The sequence below is a fragment of the Azoarcus sp. L1K30 genome (genome assembly GCF_018122735.1).
Lineage (GTDB): Bacteria > Pseudomonadota > Gammaproteobacteria > Burkholderiales > Rhodocyclaceae > Parazoarcus.
In genome coordinates, this window is sequence record NZ_JAGRRD010000001.1 from 3,713,475 (window position 1) to 3,733,280 (window position 19,806).

Sequence of the window (19,806 nt, forward strand, 5' to 3'; positions counted from 1 at the left end):
CTAATTGCCCGTGAGGCTTGATCCTATAACCTTACACACACAGTCGATACTCGTTCTGATTCAACGGCCTCAACAGCCGTGAATCACCAACGCAATCACAACACCCAATCATTACTTCTTCTCGCTTTGCCCTGCCACACGCAGGTGACAAGTCATAGTCTGACGACCATAGCGTCTGGGTCCCACCCCTTCCCATCCCGAACAGGACCGTGAAACCAGACCGCGCCGATGATAGTGAGATTCGCTCTCGTGAAAGTAGGTCATCGTCAGACTAACCCCACGCTTAACCCCTTCAGCTGATCGCTGAAGGGGTTTCTTGCTTTATGGGAGCAGAACTCAGTCGTGACCTCGTATCCGTCATCGTGCAGAATCATGGGCTCGGAGTGTATGGCGAACGGCATGAAATTCGATCTGATCATAGTTGGCGGCGGACTCGCGGGTGCGGCGCTTGCCGTTGCACTGCGAAAGAGCCGCCTTTCCATTGCGTTGGTGGAGGCGGCCGCGCCCCGTCATGCGCAGGGCTGGGACCAGCGTGTCTATGCCTATAGTCCTGCAAATGCGGCCTTTCTGCGTGAGCTCGGCATCTGGGAGCGCCTCGATCACGACCGCTTGTGTGCGGTTGAGCGCATGGACGTAAGGGGCGACCGGAATGGGGCATTGCAGTTTTCTGCCTACCAGAGCGGGCTTGCCGAATTGGCCTGGATTGGTGAGTCCAGCTTGATCCACTGCGAGTTGTGGGAGAGCCTCAGGCGTCAGCACAACGTTATGGTCTTCGCCCCGGCGCAACTCAAGGACATGGTGCTCACGGAGGAAGGGGCCGCTCTGGTGCTTGAAGACGGGCGTAGCCTGTGCGCGGATCTGGTGGTCGGTGCGGACGGGCGCGACTCCAGGGTGCGTGAGCTGGCCGGCATCGGGTCGAGTGTGACGCCCTATGGTGAAAGAGGTGTCGTGGCCAACCTGCGCTGTGAGCAGGCGCACCGGGGCACCGCGTTTCAGTGGTTTCGTGAGGATGGCGTGCTTGCCTGGCTGCCTTTGCCCGACAAGCTGGTTTCGATCGTGTGGTCGGCGCCTGACGATGTGGCCGCTGACCTCTTGTCCTCCGACGATTCGACCTTTTGCGAACGGGTGGCGGCTGCGGGCGGCCAGGCGCTGGGGGCCATGACGCTCGAGACGCCCCGTGCCGCATTCCCGCTACGGCTGATGCGCGTGGATAGCATGATCGGTATGCGCGTTGCTCTGATCGGAGATGCCGCGCATGCGATACACCCCTTGTCCGGACATGGCATCAATCTGGGATTTCAGGATGCGAAGGAACTGGCGGCGTTGCTGTGCGGATTGAAGCCTTGGCAGGGGGCGGGCGATCATGCGCTACTCAGGCGCTACGCGCGCGCCCGCGCGGAGGAGCCCTTCGTACTGCAATATGCGACGCACGGGCTGAATCGTCTCTTCTCGAGCCGGCACCCCGCTGCAGCCCTGCTTCGTAACGTCGGGATGAACCTCACCGATCGGTTGCCGGTCATAACCAACGCGCTCACCCGCTATGCGGTGAGCGGAAAGCTTTAATTCCTGGAGATCCTGATGTCCTTTGTTTCCGGCTACGGCCGAGTGTTGGCGCTGAGCCTGTCATTGTTTTCCATTGGCGCGCATGCCGACGAGAGTTCGGTGCGCAAGAGCATGGAGGCGTTTATTGGCGGACCTGCGGTGGAGACCGTGACGCGGACGCCGTATGGCGGGCTTTACGAAGTGGTACTCAAGAGCGGCGAGCTGGTGTACACCGATGACAAGGTGAGTTTTGTCATCGACGGCCGGGTGATAGACGCCCAGACTCGACGCGACATGACCCAGTTGAGACTGAATCAGCTGTCTGCGATCGATTTCACGTCGTTGCCGCTTGACCAGGCCATCAAGCACGTCAAGGGCAATGGCAAGCGTGTGATCGCAACCTTCGAGGATCCCAATTGTGGCTATTGCAAGCGTCTGGGGAAGGAGCTTGCGCAGATGAAGGACGTGACGATCTATACCTTCCTGTATCCGATCCTGAGTCCGGATTCAACGACGAAGTCCCGTGATATCTGGTGTGCCAAGGACAGGGCCAAGTCATGGAATGACTGGATCGTGGATGCCAAGGTGCCGGCAACGGCCGAATGCGAGGCGGGGGCAATCGATCGCAACGTCGCGCTTGGCCAGAAGCTCCGGATCAATGGCACGCCGACTATTTTCCTGTCGGACGGCAGTCGTATCGGTGGTTACGTTCCTGCAGCCGAGCTAGAGAAGGCCATCGCGTCGATCGCGGTCAAGTAAGTCATGGGGGGCGGCCGGCGCTGTCCCCCTGTGCTCAGTTCCGGGCCAGGGCGTTGCCCGGGCTCACGCCCTTGGGCAGCAGGATCCACATGCGGCCCTGCTGACGCATCTTTCCGGCCTGGGCCCCTGCATCTGCCCCGAAGCCCCAGAAATAGTCAGCCCGAACCGGGCCCTTGATTGCACTACCGGTGTCCTGAGCGAGGACCAGTCGGTTCAGCGGGCGGGTGCTATTGGGCCAGGTGGTGGCGAGAAAAACCGGTGCGCCCAGCGGAACGACGGTGGGATCGATGGCGATGCTGCGTTCATCGGTGAGCGCGACGCCGAGCGCACCAGTGGGGCCGCCGCTCGCAGGCAGCTCGCGAAAGAAGACGTAGCTCGGATTGGTGTTGAGCAACTCCGACAGGCGCGCAGGATTGTCTCGTGCCCACTGCCGGATGCCTTCCATCGACGCGCGTTCCAGCGGTAACTGCCCCTGACTGACGAGCCAGCGCCCGATCGATTGGTAGGGATGACCGTTCTGGTCGGCATAGCCGATCCTGACCAGGCTGCCGTCCGGGAGCTTGACGCGCCCGGATCCCTGCACCTGCAGGAAGAAGAGATCGATCGGATCGTCCGCCCACAACAGCACCTTGCCGGCAAGGCGATCCGGCTGCTGTTCGATTTCGGCTCGTGTCCAGTAGGGGACAACGCTGTTCCCGACCAGCCGGCCGCGCAAGCGGAGCGACTTGAGCTCGGGGTAGAGGCTGCTCAGCTCGACAGTAATCATGTCATCGGGTGGCATATATACCGGCCACCGGCTTTGCGCGGAGCGTGTGCGGCTGCCCTTGATCAGCGGTTCGTAGTAACCGGTCACCAATCCGGTGTCGGTTCCGTCGGCGTTGAGTGATTGCCACGGGGTGAAGTGCTTTTCGAAGAAGGAATGGATATCGCGTGAGGTCATGGTGGCGTGCATGCCGGCAGCCGATTCGCATGCGGTTTTCCACGCGGTCTTGCGCACGAGCGCCTTGCATGATTCAACGAAGGCCGGCCATGCGGCCCCGAGATCGTCGTCAGGCCAGCCTGGCAGCGTCGCCCAGTCCGTGGCAACGAGCATGCCGGGTTGGCTTGCGCCGGACGCGGCAGGCGCGGGCGTCGGCACCGCGGGTGCGGCGGCTGGAGGGGGGCAGGCGGGGCAGGCCGGACAGCTCATTGGTGTCGGCGCCGCGCATGCGGCAGTGTGCGCGCCAACGGCGGGTGTCGGCGGCGTTGGCGGATGCGATGCGCACGCCACCAGCAGGCCGGCCGTCAGGACCGCAACGACAGCGGAAGGAAGAATGCGATGCGTCGGACTCATGATGGGATCGGTTAAACTCGGGACATCAGGTCCGGCAGTATACCGGCGGCCGGCACTGGTGGCCGCTAAACAGGATCGACCGCCTGGAGGGATGCGATGTGGGTGATTTTCCTTGAGGCACTGCTTGCGTTGGTGCTGCTGCTGATCATCGTATGGGCAACCTGGCCGCGGCGCAGGAATGAATTGGACGACGACGATGGAAATGACTGAACTGAGTGCCCTGATCGGCAGGGCGGAGCGCGTGCTCGAGCGGCTCGAGCGGGTACTGCCGGGGCCGGCGGAGGCGCCCGACTGGTCCGCGGCCCATGCCTTCCTGTGGCGGCGCAAGCATGGAAGGGGAAGCCTGCAGCCGGTCACCGTTCCGCATGGCATCCGGCTCAAGGACTTGCAGGATATTGATGATCAGAAGGCTCGCATCGATCGCAACACCCGGCAGTTCCTGGCCGGCAGGCGGGCCAACAATGTCTTGCTGACCGGGGCGCGCGGGACCGGGAAATCCTCGCTGATTAAGGCCTTGCTGAACGAATATGGCGACAGGGGCTTGCGCGTGATCGAAGTCGACAAGAGTGATCTCGTCGATCTGCCGGAGATCATGGACATGCTGGTCGGCCGGCCCGAGCGCTTCATCCTGTTCTGCGATGATCTCTCGTTCGAGGAGGGTGAGGGCGCATACAAGGCGCTCAAGAGCGTACTCGATGGGTCGGTGTCGGCGGTAGCAGACAATGTGTTGCTCTATGCCACCTCGAACCGCCGTCACCTGATGCCCGAGTACCACGACGAGAACCTGCAGGTGCGCCATGTCGATGGCGAGATACACCCCGGCGAGGCAGTCGAGGAGAAAGTGTCGCTGTCGGAGCGGTTCGGGTTGTGGATATCTTTCTATCCGTTTGGCCAGGAAGCGTATCTGGAGATTGTGGATCACTGGCTGCGTGCCTTTGGCGTTCCGAAGCGCAAGGCGGCATCTGCACGCCAGGAGGCGCTGCAGTGGGCAATGATGCGCGGATCGCGTTCGGGACGAGTCGCCTGGCAGTTTGCCCGGGATTTCGCCGGCCAGCTCGAGGATTGAAGGATGGCGAGAAAGATCGTTGATGTCGCGGCGGGCGTCATCACGCGTGCGGACGGCTGCTTTCTCATCGGGCAGCGTGCGCCTGGCACCTTCTATCCGGGTTACTGGGAATTTCCGGGGGGCAAGGTGGAGGCGGGCGAGACGGCCGCGGACGCGCTGACGCGAGAGCTCGATGAAGAACTGGGCATTCAGGTCGAGCGCCTCAATCCGTGGCTCGTGCGCGAACATGACTACGAGCATGCCAAGGTCAGGCTGCATTTTTTCGAGGTGCCGCAATGGCGCGGAACGGTGAGCGATCACGTGCATAGTGCGCTGGCATGGGTGCGGCCGGGCGGCGTCGACCGCGGGCCGATGCTGCCGGCCAATGGTCCGATCCTGAAGGCGCTGAGTCTGCCGCGCAGGATGGGTATCACCTGCGCGGCGACGATGGGTGTCGACGCGCAACTGTCCGCGCTCGACCGTGCGCTGGATCAGGGGCTGCGGCTGGTGCAAGTGCGCGAGGCGGGGCTGGCGCAAGACGCACGTCAGGCCTTCGCCGCGGCGGTCGTGGCGCGCGCGCGTGCTGCGGGCGCGCTGGTGCTGATCAACGACGACGAAGTGCTGGCCGATGCAGTGGGTGCCGACGGCGTGCATCTATCGTCACGGCGGCTGATGATGACCGAACAGCGGCCAGACCGGCCTTGGGTGGGCGCCTCATGCCACACGCGAAGCGAACTGGAGCATGCCGCCGCACTGGGGCTGGACTATGCGCTGTTGGGGCCGGTCAAGGCCACGGCAAGCCACCCGGAGCAAGCCCCGCTGGGTTGGGAGGCATTCTCGGCGCTAAGCGCCGGGCTACCCTTGCCCGTACTGGCGCTGGGCGGCATGGGGGATGCCGACATGCGCGAGGCCCGCAGCGCAGGTGCACACGGGTTCGCCGCCATCCGCACATGCTGGGCATGATGTGATCCTGATGAAGCAATCCTGATCAGGGCGTGATATCTTCGTCGTTGTCAGGCGGAGATGCCGGAACGCGATAGCTTTCCGATGCCCACGCGCCGAGATCAAGCTGTTTGCAGCGTTCGGAACAGAACGGGCGGTAGCGGTTCTCGGTGCGCCATTCGGTCATCTTGCCGCACTGCGGGCAGCGAACAAGTCGGGGCGGAGCGTCGGTCACAGGCTGCAGAAGGTCAGTTCGAAAGGAGTGTCGCGCTCGGCTACGCGCGGGCGGAGTACGGTTTCGGGCATCATGAAGCGGATGTTGAGGGCGTACTTGTTGGCGCTGATCTCCGGAATGACAGGCTCGGAGTTCGGAATCCGTATCCTGAGCATCTGCGCGGTGCGCCCTGCCATGGTCATCTGGAAGGTGCCTGCCTTGGCCCGCAGTTCCTCCGGACGGCCGCTGCTGCGCAGCAGGCGCAGCACGATCTCCAGGCCACCGCGGATTGGCGCCATCGGCCGTCCCCAGGTTTCGAGGTCTCGTCTGCGCACCTCTGCGTCTCCACTGAGCCAAAAGTGGTAGGAGGGAAGGTCGAACTGGCACACCCCACCGGGAATCGCGGCCCGACTGCGAATGCTCATCAACCACTCATTTTCGCGCAGGTACTGCCCGATTTTGCCTGCCATGGCCAGAAGGCCGGAAGAGGCCTGCTCGATCTCGTAAAGGGCGCCAGAGAGTGCTTCTTCGGAGATTTCCGGATTGTTGCGAAACGAGATCAGTATCTGGCGCTGGCGTTCGAGTTCCTGCACGAGGTCGACCTTGAGATCAGCGCGTCCGGCGACTTCGAGGATTTCGAACAACCCGAGCAGGCCGGCGTGGTGGTCGAGCGGAGCATCTCCGCTGCAGAAATGAGCATGCTTGCGAAACAGGTCCTCGAGGCGCAGCAGGGTGCGGATACGCTCATTGAGAGGATATTCGTAACTGATCACGCACACGTTCCGAAGGCTGGTGTAAGTACCGGGTTAGCGGACGATGATAGCACAGGGGTCGAACATGCTCGGCGCAAAGCACCGGTTTGCCGGAAGTGCGGCATCAGCCGGCAAGCGACAGGTAGCGCTGATGCAAGGCATCGACCTGTTGCCACAATGCCTCCAGAGATGAACTGTTATCGATCACGTCATCCGCGGCCGCAAGCCTTGCTTCGCGGCTGCTTTGAGCGGCAATGATGGCTTCCACCTCCTCGACGGACAGGCCGTTGCGTGCGCGAACCCGCTCGATCTGAAGCGACGGCGGACAGTCCACCACGCAGATCCGGCTACAGCGTTCGCGATAGGCGCCCGATTCAATCAGCAACGGAACGGCGAGGATGACGTAAGGGCTGCTGGCTGTCGCGCATTGACGTTCGCTCTCGAGCCGAATCATCGGGTGCAGGATATGTTCGAGCTGCTGGCGTGCCTCGGGGTTGGCAAACACCAGCGTGCGCATGCGGGCGCGGTCGAGCCGTCCGTCGGCAGCGATCATGTCTTTGCCAAAGGCTTCGCGTATCAGCGGGATTGCCGCGCCGTCAGGGCCGGTGAGCGTGTGCGCAATCTGATCGGTATCCACGATGGCGATACCATGAGCGGCAAAGCGCGATGCGACTGCGCTCTTGCCGCTGCCGATTCCACCCGTCAGGCCGATGGTCACGGGATCTTCCCGACTCATGGCGAACATGGATTCCGATGCTGGGCGAGCGCATCATTGGCGATGATGGCGGTCAGGGCAGCGCGTTCGTCCGTGACTTCGATCCGGTAATCAACAGTTGACCGAATCGCAATGCTGGCGCCGCGAACGCCTTTCGCCCGCATCTGCGCAAGGTGTTGGTTGGAGGACGCTTCGGTCTTGAACAGGCCGAGCGAGATGGCAAACTGGTTGGGCCCCGCGTCCTGCACGATGAAAAGATCGGACACGCCCTGCGCGCGCAATTCCTTGACCCTGCGTTCCGCAGCGTCGCGACTTCCCAGCGGGGGAATGCGCACCCACCACGAGCTCGGTGTCTCGCTGCTGGTTTGCGACGGCGTGATGCCGGCAGCGGTCAATCGGGCGCTCAGGCGGTCCGCGTCCGATTCATTGAGCCCGGACCAGACCAGGCAAAGCCGGTCCGGTGCCGCAGCGGCATCGGCTTCCGTTGTGCTCGATGTTGCGGGGGCGACGGTTGGAAGGGGTTCGGCGGGGGACTGGCGCGGTGTCGGCAGTGGCGCACCGTTTGCAGTGCCTGCATCGAGCAGCTTGATGCGCTCGGGATGCAACTGGTTCGAGATGCGCTCCGGTTCGCCATCCGGGGGCGCAAAGCCGAACCAGCCCTTGATCGCACCAAAGGCGAGTGCGTTGAGAACGAGCAGCAGGATCAGCAGAAAACGCAGCATTGTCATGGATGAAGCATACCTGATCGGCACTTTACCGCAGAAGCTCGCCCGCGCATCGTGTTCCGGGTGGCGGTACCGAATCCTAAGCGTCGTCGGCGATACGGGCCAGGCCGTCCAGCACGAGATTGTCCACCCTTTGCACTGGCACGCTCAACAGGTCGGCAAATGCGTCAGCCGCGCCACCGCCGAGCAGGCAGCATGCGTGCGGCGAGGTTTCGATGTGACTGAACATGCGTTCTACCGCGCCGGCCTGCGCCTGCAGGCAACCGGAGAGTATCGCGTCGGCGGTATTGCGCGGGGTGTCGCTGAAGTGACCGGCCAGTAGCGGCAACTGGGCCGTGTTCGACGCCAGCGCGCGCTGCATCAATTCCACGCCGGGCAGGATCAGGCCGCCGAGAAAGTCACCCGTCGCATCGAGGAGGTCGATAGTCGTGGCAGTGCCTGCCATGACGACGACACAGGCACCGGGGTGACGTGCACGGGCGCCGATCAGTGCAGCCCACCGGTCCGCGCCGAGCTGGGTGGGCTGATGGTAGAGATTGCGCACGCCGCAGCGCGAAGCATCCGGCCGCAGCCATTCGAGTTCGAGCCCGCGCTGTGCCGCCATTTCCGCGATGCGTGCGGCGACGCCCGGACCCGCGACGTTTGCGCCGAACAGGCGCTCGATGTCGGGGCAGCGCTCGAGCAAGGCGTCCAGGCGCGCGAGCTGATCGTGTTCGCTCGCGCCTTCGGTCGTGTTGCCGGGTCCTGCCAGTCGCCATTTGATCCGTGTGTTTCCCGCATCGATGAGCAGGATCATGTGACGGGCCTCAACGATACTTCACCCGACAGGATGCGGCTCACTTCGTGGTCTGTGCGGATCAGCAAGGCGCCGTCTTCATCCGCGCCGAGGCAAATGCCGGTGATGTCCTTGCCCTCGCCGCTGATCCGGACCGGTAGTCCGGCAAAGGCATTGCGCTGTTGCCAAGCGCCGCGCAACGCGTCAAAACCGGCTGCCGCATAGGTGTCGAGCAGCTTGTGCAATTCGCCCAGGACTGCAGCGAGCATCGTTTCCTGCCTGGGCGGTGTGCCCAGTTCGGCTGCGAGGTCGGTGACGCCGGCCTGCTCGGGAATCGACACGTCCGGCGGCAGCTGCAGGTTGATGCCAATGCCAATGACGGCGGCCGGGGTAGGGCCTCTGCCCGGCAAAAGCTCGATCAGAATGCCCGCAAGCTTGCGCCCGTGTACCAGCACATCGTTCGGCCATTTCAACTGTACGCCGTGAACCCCGAGCTTTTCCAGCGTGATGGCCAGGGCGAGCCCGACCACCAATGACAGGCCGGCAGGGGCAGGCACACCAGGGTCGAATCGCCACAGGGCGGAAAAGGTCAGGCTGTGGCCGGGCCACGATTGCCATTGACGACCGCGTCGGCCGCGCCCCGCGGTCTGGGCGCCGGCGATCAGCACGTGAACCTGGCCGTCGTCAGCCGGCGTGTGCGTCATCAATTCGGCGTTCGTCGACGCGCAGGTCTCCAACCAGCGCAGTGAGAACGCGGATGCGAGCGGACCCAGCGCAGTGCTGACGGCGGTCAGGTCGAAGGGAGGAGGGGCAGGGAACGAGCTCAAGCGGATAATCCCGGGTGGCGTTTTTCCGGGGATTATCCTTCATCCGGCGTTTATCGACGAGAACTTCGCCTCGCCAGCGTGCTCAGGTGTCGTGATTACCGTCGTGTGTCGTGGCGCGATCGTCGTCCATGCCCAGCTCCTGGATCTTTCGCGTGATGGTGTTGCGACCGATGCCGAGCAGTTGAGCCGCCTCGATGCGGCGTCCGCCCGTGGCCGTCAGTGCGCGCCGGATGAGCGTGCGCTCGAACTCCTTGGTCAGGCGGTCGAAGACTTCGCCGGGCGTGGTGGCGATCAGGCGATCCGCTTCTACTCCGAGACCGTCTGTCCAATTGACTGGAGATTCACGCATGGGCTGATCGCGCATCTCGGGCGGCAGGTCAGCCACCTCGACGATCTGGCCAGGCGCCATGACGGTCAGCCAGTGGCACAGGTTCTCGAGCTGGCGAACGTTGCCCGGGAACGGCAGCGCCTGAAGGTACTTGAGCGCGGCCTCGGAAATGCGTTTGGTTTCGACGCTCAGTTCCTGCGCGCTTCGCTGCAGGAAGTGGCGCACCAGAATGGGGACATCTTCACGTCGCTCGCGCAGCGGCGGCAGGCGAAGACGGATCACGTTGAGACGGTGAAAGAGATCTTCGCGGAACAGGCCTTGTCGCACGCGCTCCTCGAGATCCTGATGGGTGGCGGCGATGACGCGTACGTTGGCGCGAATCGGTTGATGACCACCAACCCGGTAGAAATTGCCATCCGACAGGACGCGCAGCAGGCGCGTCTGCAGCTCGGAGGGCATGTCGCCGATTTCATCGAGGAACAGCGTGCCGTCGGCGGCCTGTTCGAAGCGGCCGCGGCGCTGCGTGGCTGCACCGGTAAAGGCGCCCCGCTCATGACCGAACAGTTCTGATTCGAGCAGGTCGCGCGGAATGGCGGCCGTGTTGATCGCGATGAAGGGCGCATCGCGGCGCGGGCTGTGGCGGTGGAGAGCCCGAGCCACGAGTTCCTTGCCGGTGCCCGACTCGCCATTGATCATCACCGTGGCATGCGACTGCGCCAATCGGCCGATGGCGCGAAAGACTTCCTGCATGGATGGGGCCTGACCGAGAATCTCGGGTGCGACCGTGGTCTCCTCGATCGCACCTTCTTGGTGCGGACTTTGCTCGAGCGCACGGCGAACGAGCGCGACCGCCTGATCGACGTCAAATGGCTTCGGTAGGTATTCAAAGGCACCGCCCTGAAACGCCGACACCGCACTCTCGAGATCGGAGTAGGCCGTCATGATGATGACCGGCAACTGCGGGAAGCGCGTCTTTACCCGTTGCAGCAACGTCAAGCCGCTTTCGCCAGGCATGCGGATGTCCGACAGCATGACGTTGGGTGGCTGGCTGGATGATTCGAGCTCCTCGAGGGCCTCGTTGGCCGAGGAGAAGCTGCGATGGTTGATCTCCTCGCGACTGAGCGCTTTCTCCAGCACCCAGCGGATGGAACGGTCGTCATCGATGATCCAGACGGTATTCATAATGTATGCACTTTTTTGGTGCGGACGGCTGGGCTTATGCTCAACTCCGCTCGGTAATCGGAATCAGAATGGTGAAACAGGTGCGTCCGGGCTGGCTTTCCACATCGATCATGCCTTGGTGCTGTTCGATGAAACTCTGCGCCAGCGACAGACCCAGACCGCTGCCGCCTTCCCGCCCCGAGACCAGCGGATAGAAGATCTTGTCGCTGATCTCTTCTGGAATGCCAGGGCCGTTGTCGATGACTTGCAATTCCAGTGCCAGCTTGAAGCGGCGCTTCGCCAGCGTGACCTGGCGCGCCACCCGGGTACGCAGGCTGATTTCGCCGCGACCATCGAGCGCCTGCGCCGCGTTGCGCGTGATGTTGAGAATGGCCTGGATCAGCTGCTCCCGATCAGCGGTGAGTTCGGGCAGACTGGTGTCGTAGTCACGGCGGATGACCAGCTCGGGGAACTCGGCCAGGATCAGGCGTCGCACCCGCTCGAGCACGTCATGGATGTTGAGTTGAGCAGGCCGCATCATGCTGTGCGAGGTCAGCAGCCGGTTCATCAGATCCTGCAGTCGATCGGCTTCGGCGATGATTACTTCGGTGTATTCGCGCAGCACGGGGTCGGCCAGCTCACGCTCCAGCAACTGCGCGGAGCCGCGAATGCCGCCGAGCGGATTCTTGATTTCATGCGCGAGGTTGCGGATCAGCTCCCGGTTCGCCTGCTGTTGCTGCAGCAGCTGTTCCTCCCGCGCGACCCGCAACTGCGCGTCGATGGGGCGGAATTCGAGCAGAAGCCTGACACCGTCGGCCTCGATCGGGCTGACGGTGCAGTCCAGATGAATGGCCTCGGTACCGGAACGTTGTATCTTCAGGTCCTGCCCGGTATAGCTCCAGCTGGTGCGCAAGGCATTGTGCAGGGCGTTTCCGAGACCGGGAGGTTCGCCGAGCAGGCGCATCAACGGCAGACCGACGAGCTTGCGCCGACTGATGGCGAAAAGATTTTCGGCGCCGGGGTTGATGTAGCGCACGATCAGCCGCTCGTCGATCAGCACGACGGCCGACGACAGAAGCTCAAGTCCCGCAAAGGGCCCCGTGACGGGTAGATGCGAAGGATGTGCCATGGGTGGTTTCAGTTGTTTGCGTAATGCTACGCAAGAACCACGCCAGGCTGAATCAGCGCAGGCCGGAGATTTCCTTGCGTAGCGCGTCAACATTGCGCTGGTGGAGTTCGACCTTGTCCTTGAAGGGCTGTAACCGGTCCAGCACTTTCTGGTAATTGCGCTCGTCTCCGAGGCGGATCGCCTCCTGCTCGGTCAGGGCTTTCCGGGCATCGGCAAGCGCACTCTCCTCGGTTTCGAGTTCCTTCTCGAGCACTTGTCGCCGTGCGTCGTCGCGCTCGCGCTGTGCGTTAGGCGTGACACGGGGAAAACTCGATGGCGTGGCCTGACTGGTGGATGGCCGTGGTGCGGGTATCGAGGAGACAGTCTGGTCGGAATCGAGCGCCTTGCATCCGCGGGCGAGATTCCTGTCGTTGGTATAGGTCGTCCGCCCGCTGTCGTCCACGCATTTGAAGACCTGTGCGTGCGCCAGGGGAGCGGTCAAAAGAACAAGGTACAGCGGCAGTTTTCGCATGGCACTCATGACATTGTCGGATTCCTGGCCTTGCAGGGCAGTCATGCGGCATGACCACCGTGGATCCAGCCTGAGCGGGGATTAAACCCCATAAAAAAGGGACGGGCAATGCCCGTCCCTTCAATGCCGATGTGATCCGGAGATTACAGGCTGTAGTACATGTCGAATTCAACCGGGTGCGTGGTGACGCGCAGACGATCGACTTCTTCCTGCTTCAACGCGATGTAGGCGTCGATGAAGTCGTTCGAGAACACGCCGCCACGGGTCAGGAAGTCGCGATCCTTGTCGAGGTACTCGAGGGCCTGATCGAGGCTGGTACACACGGTCGGGATCAGCGCATCTTCTTCCGGCGGCAGATCGTAGAGGTTCTTGTCAGCCGGATCGCCCGGGTGGATCTTGTTCTGGATGCCGTCCAGACCTGCCATCAGCAGTGCGGCAAAGCACAGGTAGGGGTTGGCCAGAGGATCCGGGAAACGTGCTTCGATACGGCGGCCCTTCGGGTTGGCGACGTAGGGGATGCGGATCGAGGCAGAACGGTTGCGGGCGGAGTAGGCCAGCTTGGTCGGCGCTTCGTAGTGGGGAACCAGGCGCTTGTACGAGTTGGTGCCCGGGTTGGTGATTGCATTGAGTGCGCGAGCGTGCTTGATGATGCCGCCGATATAGTACAGCGCGGTCTCGGACAGGCCTGCGTAGCCATTGCCGGCGAACAGGTTCTGGCCATCCTTCCAGATCGACTGGTGCACGTGCATGCCGGAGCCGTTGTCGCCGACGATGGGCTTGGGCATGAAGGTGGCGGTCTTGCCGTACTGGTGCGAGACGTTGTGCACGATGTACTTCAGGACCTGGGTCCAGTCGGCACGCTGGGTCAGGGTGCTGAACTTGGTGCCGATTTCGCACTGGCCGGCGTTGGCCACTTCGTGGTGGTGAACTTCGACCGGCACGCCGGCAGCTTCGAGTGCCAGACACATTGCGGCGCGAATGTCATTCAGGCTGTCGACCGGGGGAACCGGGAAGTAGCCACCCTTGACGCGCGGGCGATGGCCGGTGTTGCCGCCTTCGAACTTGTCTGCGGTGGACCAGGCCGCTTCTTCCGAGATGACCTTGCTGTAGACGCCGGACATATCGACCGACCATTCGACGGCGTCGAAGATGAAGAACTCGGGCTCCGGGCCAAAGAAGGCGGTGTCGCCGATGCCAGTGCTCTTCAGGTAAGCCTCGGCGCGCTTGGCGATCGAGCGTGGGTCGCGGTCGTAGCCCTTGCCGTCGGACGGTTCGATGACGTCGCAGGTCAGGATCAGCGTGGTTTCGTCAAAGAACGGGTCGATGTAGGCCGAGCTCGGTTCCGGCATGAGGATCATGTCCGACGCCTGGATGCCCTTCCAGCCGGCGATCGACGAGCCGTCGAACGGGTGGCCGTGTTCGAAGTGATCTTCTTCGAATGCCGAAACCGGCAGGCCGACGTGCTGTTCCTTGCCGCGGGTATCGGTAAAACGCAGGTCAATGAAGCGCACTTCATTTTCCTGGATCATCTTCATGACGTCTTGAGCGTTCATATTCACTCCTGTGAGATGAGGCAAAAATTGCGAAAAGATCAGTCGGATAACGGCCAGACTTCCGGTGACGCGGACAAAAGCAGTATCCGTGCCACGAAAACTTTCACGTCAGATCATTGTGCCACAAGGGGGCTTCCCGGTTGCATGGACGCTGATGGATTGCTGAATGCACGAAAATGGTGCGATCATTTCAGCAATGCGCATCATCATGGTGCAATCTGGATGAAGAACGAGATGCGCCGATACTGAGGATGCGCTGCCATCCAGGCGGTCGTGCGCTGTTTGAGGGCGTCGACTGATGCGGGCGCTTCATCCTGGGTAAAGAAAACGTCGACCTCAAGGCGCTGCCCGAGATAGTGAACAAGGGTGCGTCGAGGGTGGGGGCCGTCCGGGCCGATGAGGGCGCCGATTTCTGCTTCGATCGTGGCACGCTCCGGCAGCGGGCCGGCTGGTACCGACTGCATCACGTCGTCGTCTTCGGGATCGATATGGACCAGCACGTCCTTCACTTCGGGGTGCCGAGCGCGAACGGCGAAGTACACGTTGTCGGATATGCGGTGCCCTTCCGAGACGGTAATGCGCGGGTTCACCTGGACATGCGCATCGCACAGCACACGATCGGCCATGCGACGGGTTCTCAACTCGTGCAGGCCGATGACGCCGGGGGTGGACTCGATGGTCAGGCGCAGTCTTGCCACATCCTCTTCGGGCAGGCCGGTATCGATCAGTTCGCGTATCGCCTTCCACCCAAGCTTGAGTCCCATGTGCAGAATCAGGAACCCCACCACCGCGGCGGCCAGTGGTTCCAGGAAGGGATAGCCCGCGATGCTGCCGCCGATGCCGACCGCTACTACCAGCGAAGAGGCGGCGTCAGAGCGCGCATGCCAGGCATTGGCCTCGAGCATCGGTGCCCGTAACCGGCGGCTCGCTGCAAGGGTGTAGCGGAACAATCCTTCCTTGGCGAACAGCGTCAGGATGGCCATGGCCAGCGCAGCGGGATGCACCGGCGGCAGATTGCTCATGTTCTGCAGGCGCACGCCGGAGCTGAGTAGAAAACCGATGCCGACCGCGGCCAGTACTGCACCGAGCAGCAGCGAGGTGATTGTCTCGATGCGGCCGTGTCCATAGGGGTGGTCGTTGTCGGCGGGGTCCGCGCCGTGGCGGCCGGCGAGCAGTACGAGAAGGTCCGTGACCAGGTCCGACAGGGTGTGGGCCGCGTCTGCGACCAGACTGAACGCATTGGCAAACAGGCCGATGATGACCTGGCCGATGGTCAACGTAGCGTTGGTGCCGATCGCGATCAGCGTTGCGCGTTGAATACCCCTGCTGCGAGCAAGGGGCAGGTCTTCGCTCGCGTCGCCGCGAGCGTTGTGAGGGTATTCCGAAGGGTGCATGTCGTTGTCGGAGGAGGATGTATACCGAACGGGGATGTATACTCGGTGTCTACAGACCAAATTCTAGCCGGATGCTGCCATGGGAACCCTCTCTGCCTTGCTCGAGCTTGCTCATCAGCGGGCTGCTGACATGAATCTGCCGTATCAGGGGGCGCTGACACCGGCCGAAGCCTACCAGATCTGGCAGTCCGCACCGGGGGCCAGGTTGGTCGATGTCCGCACCCGCGCCGAATGGGACTGGGTCGGGCGCGTGCCTGACGCGGTGGAGATCGAATGGCTTTCCTATCCGGGCATGCAGCCGAATCCGAATTTCGTCGCCCAGTTGCGTCATCAGGTCGACCCCGAGGCGGTGGTGCTGTTCATGTGCCGTTCGGGGGCACGTTCGGATGCGGCTGCGCGTACCGCGATCGCTGCGGGCTACAGCAATTGCTACAACGTGCTGGAAGGCTTCGAGGGCGACAAGGATGCCAGCGGCCACCGCAATCGGGTTGGTGGGTGGCGGCATGCCGGATTGCCCTGGCGCCAGGGCTGAGATCTTTGCCCGTGCGCCGTTCGAGGCCGGGTATCCGTTTTTGCATGTCCGGCGAAGGCCGGCATTTCTAGAGCGAGTTCTGTCTCATGCAAGTAGCTACCATCAGTTTCGACCGCTTCAACACCCTGGCGGATGCCGATGCACATGAACGCATTCGTGCCGCGCGCGCGCGTCTCGGTGACAAGGCGGTACTGCTGTGCCACCACTATCAGCGCGCAGATGTGTACCAGTATGCCGACCTCACCGGCGACTCCCTCAAGCTGGCACGCCTGGCGTCGCAGACCGAAGCCGATTACATCGTTTTCTGTGGTGTGCACTTCATGGCCGAGGTGGCTGACATCCTGTCCAAGCCCAGTCAGATGGCTATCCTCCCCGACCTTGCTGCAGGGTGTTCGATGGCGGACATGGCGAATCTGGCCAAGGTCGAACGTTGCTGGCGTGAGCTCACCGAGGTGCTGGACACCCCTGATCAGTTCATCACGCCGGTGACCTACATCAATTCGGCGGCGGATCTGAAGGCCTTCTGTGGCGAGCACGGTGGCATCGTGTGCACGTCGACGAACGCACCCACGATTCTCGACTGGGCGTTTTCGCGCAGGGAGAAGGTCCTCTTTTTCCCGGATCAGCATCTTGGCCGCTGGACCGGCTTCAAGAAGGGCATTGCGCTCGAGCAGATGGTGGTCTGGGACCCCGACCTCGAATACGGCGGTCTTACCCATGAGCAGATCCGCAACGCCAAGATCCTGCTGTGGAAGGGGCACTGTTCGGTCCATCAGATGTTCCAGGAGAGCCACATCAAGCGCTGGCGGGCCGCCAATCCGGATGGGCTGGTGATTTCGCACCCCGAAAGCAGTCTCGAGGTGTGCCAGCAGTCCGACTACGTCGGTTCGACCGAGTACATCATCAATACCATCGCGGCGGCACCGGCCAATACGCGCTGGCTCGTGGGCACCGAACTCAACCTGGTCAATCGCCTGGCCGACGAGATGAAGCCACAGGGCAAGACGGTCCAGTTCATGGCGCCGACGGTGTGCATGTGTTCGACCATGCAACGCATCGATCCGCAGCATCTGGCATGGACGCTGGAGAACCTGGCCGACGGTAACGTGGTGAATCGTATCCAGGTGCCGGCACATGAAGCGGAACTGGCGCGGATCGCCCTGGATCGCATGCTGGCGGTGTCCTGACCGCGGGACCGGGCGGCCGGAGCGCTGCAACCATGACGCTGCGCATCTGCACCTACAACATTCACAAGGGATTTTCGCAGTTCAACCGGCGCATGGTCGTGCACGAACTGCGGGAGCGCCTGCGCAGTCTCGACGTCGACCTGGTGTTCCTGCAGGAGGTGCAGGGCCTCCATCTTCATCATTCGGTTCGGCATGCAGACTGGCCGCAGCGGCCGCAGCACGAATTTCTGGCGGAGGACATGTGGCAGCAGACGGCCTATGGCGGCAATGCGGTCTATGACCATGGCCACCACGGCAATGCCATCCTCAGTCGGCACGCAATTCTAAGCACCGATAATCAGGATGTTTCCGACCACCGTTTCGAACGTCGCGGGCTTCTCCATTGTGAAGTGTCGCTGCCCGGCGTCGATGTGCCGGTGCATTGCGTCTGCGTGCATCTCGGTCTGATGGCGGGTAGCAGGCGGCGGCAGATGGAGGCTCTCGCCGAACGCATGGAACGGTTGGCGCCCGATGGGGCGCCATTGATCATTGCCGGCGACTTCAACGACTGGCGCAACCGTGCCGACGAATTGCTGGGCAGGCGGCTTGGCCTCGTCGAAGCGTTCGGGCGCGACGGTGGTCGTCCGCCTCGCAGTTTCCCTAGCAATTTGCCCTTTTTTCGTCTCGACCGGATTTATGTGCGTGGTTTCCGGGTGACGCAGGCACTGGTGCACTTCGGTGAACCGTGGTCGAAAATCTCCGACCACGCCGCGCTGACGGCCGACCTGGAGTTGCTGCGTTGACCGTGTTGGCAGGCGGCAATGCGATCGTCTTGCTGGAGAACGGCCTGCAGTATTTCCCCGCGCTCGAGGGTGAAATCGAGGGCGCCCGCCGCGAGATCTATTTCCAGACTTATATCTTCGATCCGGACGATACCGGGCGCCGAGTGGCCGCTGCGCTGGTGCGCGCGGCCTCGCGCGGCGTTGCGGTCCACCTGCTGGTGGATGGCTTCGGTGGCCGGGCATTCGTGCGTGAATTGATGCCCGATCTGGTGTCCTGCGGGGTGCAGGTGCTGATCTATCGAATGGAGCTGCGCGCGATGTCGCTGCGCAGGCACCGGCTGCGCCGCATGCATCGTAAGGTGGCGGTCATCGATGGCCGGGTCGCTTTCGTTGGCGGCATCAATGTGGTTGATGACTACGCGCGTGGCGCGACGCTGCAGCCACGCTATGACTATGCTGTTCGTATCGAAGGGCCCTTGCTCGAGCCGATACTGGAGTCGGCGCAGCGCCTGTGGCGGATGGTGGCTTGGGCCAGTCTCCGGCGCCGGGTGGCGGTGCCGGTTCTCGCGCCTGCACGGGTGACGGAGGCGGGGCAGATCCGGGCCGCCTTCCTGATTCGCGACAACCTGCGTCACCGGTATGACATCGAGAACGCCTACCTCGATGCAATCGGGCGTGCGCGGCACGAGATCGTGATCGCAAATGCCTATTTCTTTCCCGGGCGGCGGTTTCGCCGTGCGCTCGTGGACGCGGCGGAGCGGGGGGTGAAGATCATCCTGTTGCTCCAGGGGCTCGCCGATCATCCGGTGCAGCAGTACGCGACGAGGGCCCTGTACCCCTTCTTTCTCGAGCGCGGCATTCGCCTCTTCGAGTACCACCGTAGCGTGCTGCACGCGAAAGTCGCCGTGGTCGATGGCTGCTGGGTGACGGTGGGGTCGAGCAATATCGATGTTTTCAGCCTGTTGCTGGCGCGCGAGGCGAATGTGGTTATCGAGGATACCGACTTTGCCACCCAGTTGCGGGCAAGCCTGGACGCGGCAATGTGCGAAGGGGCCCGGGAGTTGCACCAGGCGGACTGGCGGCACCTGCCGCGCCTGCGCCGTGCCTTGAGTTGGCTGGCATATCAGGGGGTGCGGCTGGCCATCGGTATCGCGGGCTACGGCGGAAAGCACTGAGGCCCTCCCCAGGAACAGGCGGGCTGTTCAGGCCTGTGCGAGCAGGCGCCGGTGTTCGATCTTGGTGCAGCGATTCATGACCGTCGTCAGGCCGGCAGCTTCGGCGCGGCGGATGGCTTCGGGCGCGATGACGTCCAGTTGCAGCCACACCGCACGGGCGCCTGCTGCGATCGCATCGTCGACGACATGAGCGACTTCCTCCGGGCGCCGGAACACATCGACCACGTCCACCTTCACCGGGACATCGAGCAGGCTCGGGTAGCACTTCAGGCCGAGCACTTCGTCGCAGGCCGGGTTGACCGGAATGATGGTGTAGCCATGGTCCAGCAGATACCGGGCCACTTCATTGCTGGGGCGCTCGGGGCGTGCGGAGATGCCGACGATGGCGATGGTCCGCGTCGACATCAGGAGCTGTTTCAGTTCGGAATCGGTACTCAGCATGGGTG

The 19,806-nt window shown here is 62.8% G+C and carries 21 protein-coding genes and 1 rRNA gene; 9 read left to right on the forward strand and 13 right to left on the reverse strand.

The genetic code is table 11. From position 1 onward, the window contains the following. The first annotated feature begins 158 nt into the window (after positions 1–158). The 3 genes from rrf to J5J83_RS17030 all read left to right on the forward strand — a co-directional run bounded on the left by rrf (position 159) and on the right by J5J83_RS17030 (position 2,301). A 5S ribosomal RNA gene (gene rrf / locus J5J83_RS17020) occupies positions 159–272 on the forward strand. Between the two features lie 127 nt (positions 273–399). After that, entirely contained in the window at positions 400–1,563 is a 1,164-nt protein-coding gene (locus J5J83_RS17025; protein ID WP_212351142.1) for a UbiH/UbiF family hydroxylase, read from the forward strand. Positions 1,564–1,578: 15 nt separating this feature from the next. Then, positions 1,579–2,301 carry a DsbC family protein gene (locus J5J83_RS17030; protein WP_212351143.1) on the forward strand — a complete coding sequence of 241 codons (723 nt, stop codon included), beginning with the start codon at positions 1,579–1,581 and terminating at the stop codon, positions 2,299–2,301. Positions 2,302–2,335: 34 nt separating this feature from the next. Here J5J83_RS17030 and J5J83_RS17035 read toward each other — a convergent pair whose 3' ends face one another. Then, on the reverse strand, positions 2,336–3,634 hold the full coding sequence (locus J5J83_RS17035) for a murein transglycosylase A (RefSeq protein ID WP_212351144.1): 1,299 nt from the start codon (positions 3,632–3,634) through the stop codon (positions 2,336–2,338). A 202-nt stretch (positions 3,635–3,836) separates the two neighbouring features. On the opposite strand from J5J83_RS17035, the gene J5J83_RS17040 reads away from it, so the two are divergent. Together J5J83_RS17040 and J5J83_RS17045 are read left to right on the forward strand one after the other, a co-directional pair. Then, complete coding sequence (locus J5J83_RS17040; RefSeq protein WP_212353349.1) at positions 3,837–4,700, forward strand: ATP-binding protein; 864 nt, start codon at positions 3,837–3,839, stop codon at positions 4,698–4,700. Between the two features lie 3 nt (positions 4,701–4,703). Beyond that, positions 4,704–5,642, forward strand: coding sequence for a Nudix family hydrolase (locus J5J83_RS17045; RefSeq protein WP_212351145.1), 939 nt, complete (start codon positions 4,704–4,706; stop codon positions 5,640–5,642). A gap of 25 nt (positions 5,643–5,667) precedes the next feature. Here the strand turns inward: J5J83_RS17045 and J5J83_RS17050 are convergent, their stop codons facing one another. From J5J83_RS17050 to J5J83_RS17100, 11 genes are all read right to left on the reverse strand, one after another. Further along, positions 5,668–5,856 (reverse strand): DNA gyrase inhibitor YacG, encoded by a 189-nt coding sequence (locus J5J83_RS17050; RefSeq protein WP_212351146.1) that lies wholly within the window; start codon positions 5,854–5,856, stop codon positions 5,668–5,670. Then, a complete protein-coding gene (gene zapD / locus J5J83_RS17055) occupies positions 5,853–6,608 on the reverse strand; it encodes a cell division protein ZapD (protein WP_212351147.1) in 756 nt (251 codons plus the stop codon). The genes J5J83_RS17050 and zapD overlap by 4 nt, the downstream gene beginning before the upstream one ends. 103 nt (positions 6,609–6,711) lie before the next feature. Then, on the reverse strand, positions 6,712–7,323 hold the full coding sequence (coaE, locus tag J5J83_RS17060) for a dephospho-CoA kinase (protein WP_212351148.1): 612 nt from the start codon (positions 7,321–7,323) through the stop codon (positions 6,712–6,714). Then, entirely contained in the window at positions 7,320–8,030 is a 711-nt protein-coding gene (locus J5J83_RS17065; protein ID WP_212351149.1) for an SPOR domain-containing protein, read from the reverse strand. The genes coaE and J5J83_RS17065 overlap by 4 nt, the downstream gene beginning before the upstream one ends. 76 nt (positions 8,031–8,106) lie before the next feature. Continuing rightward, the gene (locus tag J5J83_RS17070) at positions 8,107–8,823 is read right to left on the reverse strand and encodes a type III pantothenate kinase (protein WP_212351150.1); all 717 of its coding nucleotides are present in this window, start codon (positions 8,821–8,823) and stop codon (positions 8,107–8,109) included. Next, positions 8,820–9,629, reverse strand: coding sequence for a biotin--[acetyl-CoA-carboxylase] ligase (locus tag J5J83_RS17075; RefSeq protein WP_249115768.1), 810 nt, complete (start codon positions 9,627–9,629; stop codon positions 8,820–8,822). The genes J5J83_RS17070 and J5J83_RS17075 overlap by 4 nt, the downstream gene beginning before the upstream one ends. An 82-nt stretch (positions 9,630–9,711) precedes the next feature. Beyond that, positions 9,712–11,139 (reverse strand): nitrogen regulation protein NR(I), encoded by a 1,428-nt coding sequence (gene ntrC, locus J5J83_RS17080; protein ID WP_212351151.1) that lies wholly within the window; start codon positions 11,137–11,139, stop codon positions 9,712–9,714. Positions 11,140–11,179: 40 nt separating this feature from the next. After that, positions 11,180–12,247, reverse strand: coding sequence for a nitrogen regulation protein NR(II) (gene glnL / locus J5J83_RS17085; protein WP_212351152.1), 1,068 nt, complete (start codon positions 12,245–12,247; stop codon positions 11,180–11,182). Between the two features lie 52 nt (positions 12,248–12,299). After that, positions 12,300–12,767 (reverse strand): DUF4124 domain-containing protein, encoded by a 468-nt coding sequence (locus J5J83_RS17090; protein ID WP_212353353.1) that lies wholly within the window; start codon positions 12,765–12,767, stop codon positions 12,300–12,302. Between the two features lie 134 nt (positions 12,768–12,901). Beyond that, positions 12,902–14,311 carry a type I glutamate--ammonia ligase gene (gene glnA, locus J5J83_RS17095; protein ID WP_212351153.1) on the reverse strand — a complete coding sequence of 470 codons (1,410 nt, stop codon included), beginning with the start codon at positions 14,309–14,311 and terminating at the stop codon, positions 12,902–12,904. Between the two features lie 206 nt (positions 14,312–14,517). Next, positions 14,518–15,705 (reverse strand): cation diffusion facilitator family transporter, encoded by a 1,188-nt coding sequence (locus J5J83_RS17100; protein WP_212351154.1) that lies wholly within the window; start codon positions 15,703–15,705, stop codon positions 14,518–14,520. Between the two features lie 79 nt (positions 15,706–15,784). Between J5J83_RS17100 and J5J83_RS17105 the strand changes: the two genes are divergently transcribed. The 4 genes from J5J83_RS17105 to clsB all read left to right on the forward strand — a co-directional run bounded on the left by J5J83_RS17105 (position 15,785) and on the right by clsB (position 19,360). Further along, the gene (locus tag J5J83_RS17105) at positions 15,785–16,237 is read left to right on the forward strand and encodes a rhodanese-like domain-containing protein (RefSeq protein WP_212351155.1); all 453 of its coding nucleotides are present in this window, start codon (positions 15,785–15,787) and stop codon (positions 16,235–16,237) included. Positions 16,238–16,323: 86 nt separating this feature from the next. Further along, positions 16,324–17,424 carry a quinolinate synthase NadA gene (nadA, locus tag J5J83_RS17110; protein WP_212351156.1) on the forward strand — a complete coding sequence of 367 codons (1,101 nt, stop codon included), beginning with the start codon at positions 16,324–16,326 and terminating at the stop codon, positions 17,422–17,424. Between the two features lie 32 nt (positions 17,425–17,456). Beyond that, the gene (locus J5J83_RS17115) at positions 17,457–18,206 is read left to right on the forward strand and encodes an endonuclease/exonuclease/phosphatase family protein (protein ID WP_212351157.1); all 750 of its coding nucleotides are present in this window, start codon (positions 17,457–17,459) and stop codon (positions 18,204–18,206) included. Beyond that, positions 18,203–19,360, forward strand: coding sequence for a cardiolipin synthase ClsB (clsB, locus tag J5J83_RS17120; protein ID WP_212351158.1), 1,158 nt, complete (start codon positions 18,203–18,205; stop codon positions 19,358–19,360). Before J5J83_RS17115 ends, clsB begins: the two co-directional genes overlap by 4 nt. Positions 19,361–19,387: 27 nt before the next feature. On the opposite strand, the gene J5J83_RS17125 is transcribed toward clsB, so the two are convergent. Then, positions 19,388–19,801, reverse strand: a complete 414-nt coding sequence (locus J5J83_RS17125) for a CoA-binding protein (protein ID WP_212351159.1) — start codon at positions 19,799–19,801, stop codon at positions 19,388–19,390. Positions 19,802–19,806 lie beyond the last annotated feature (5 nt).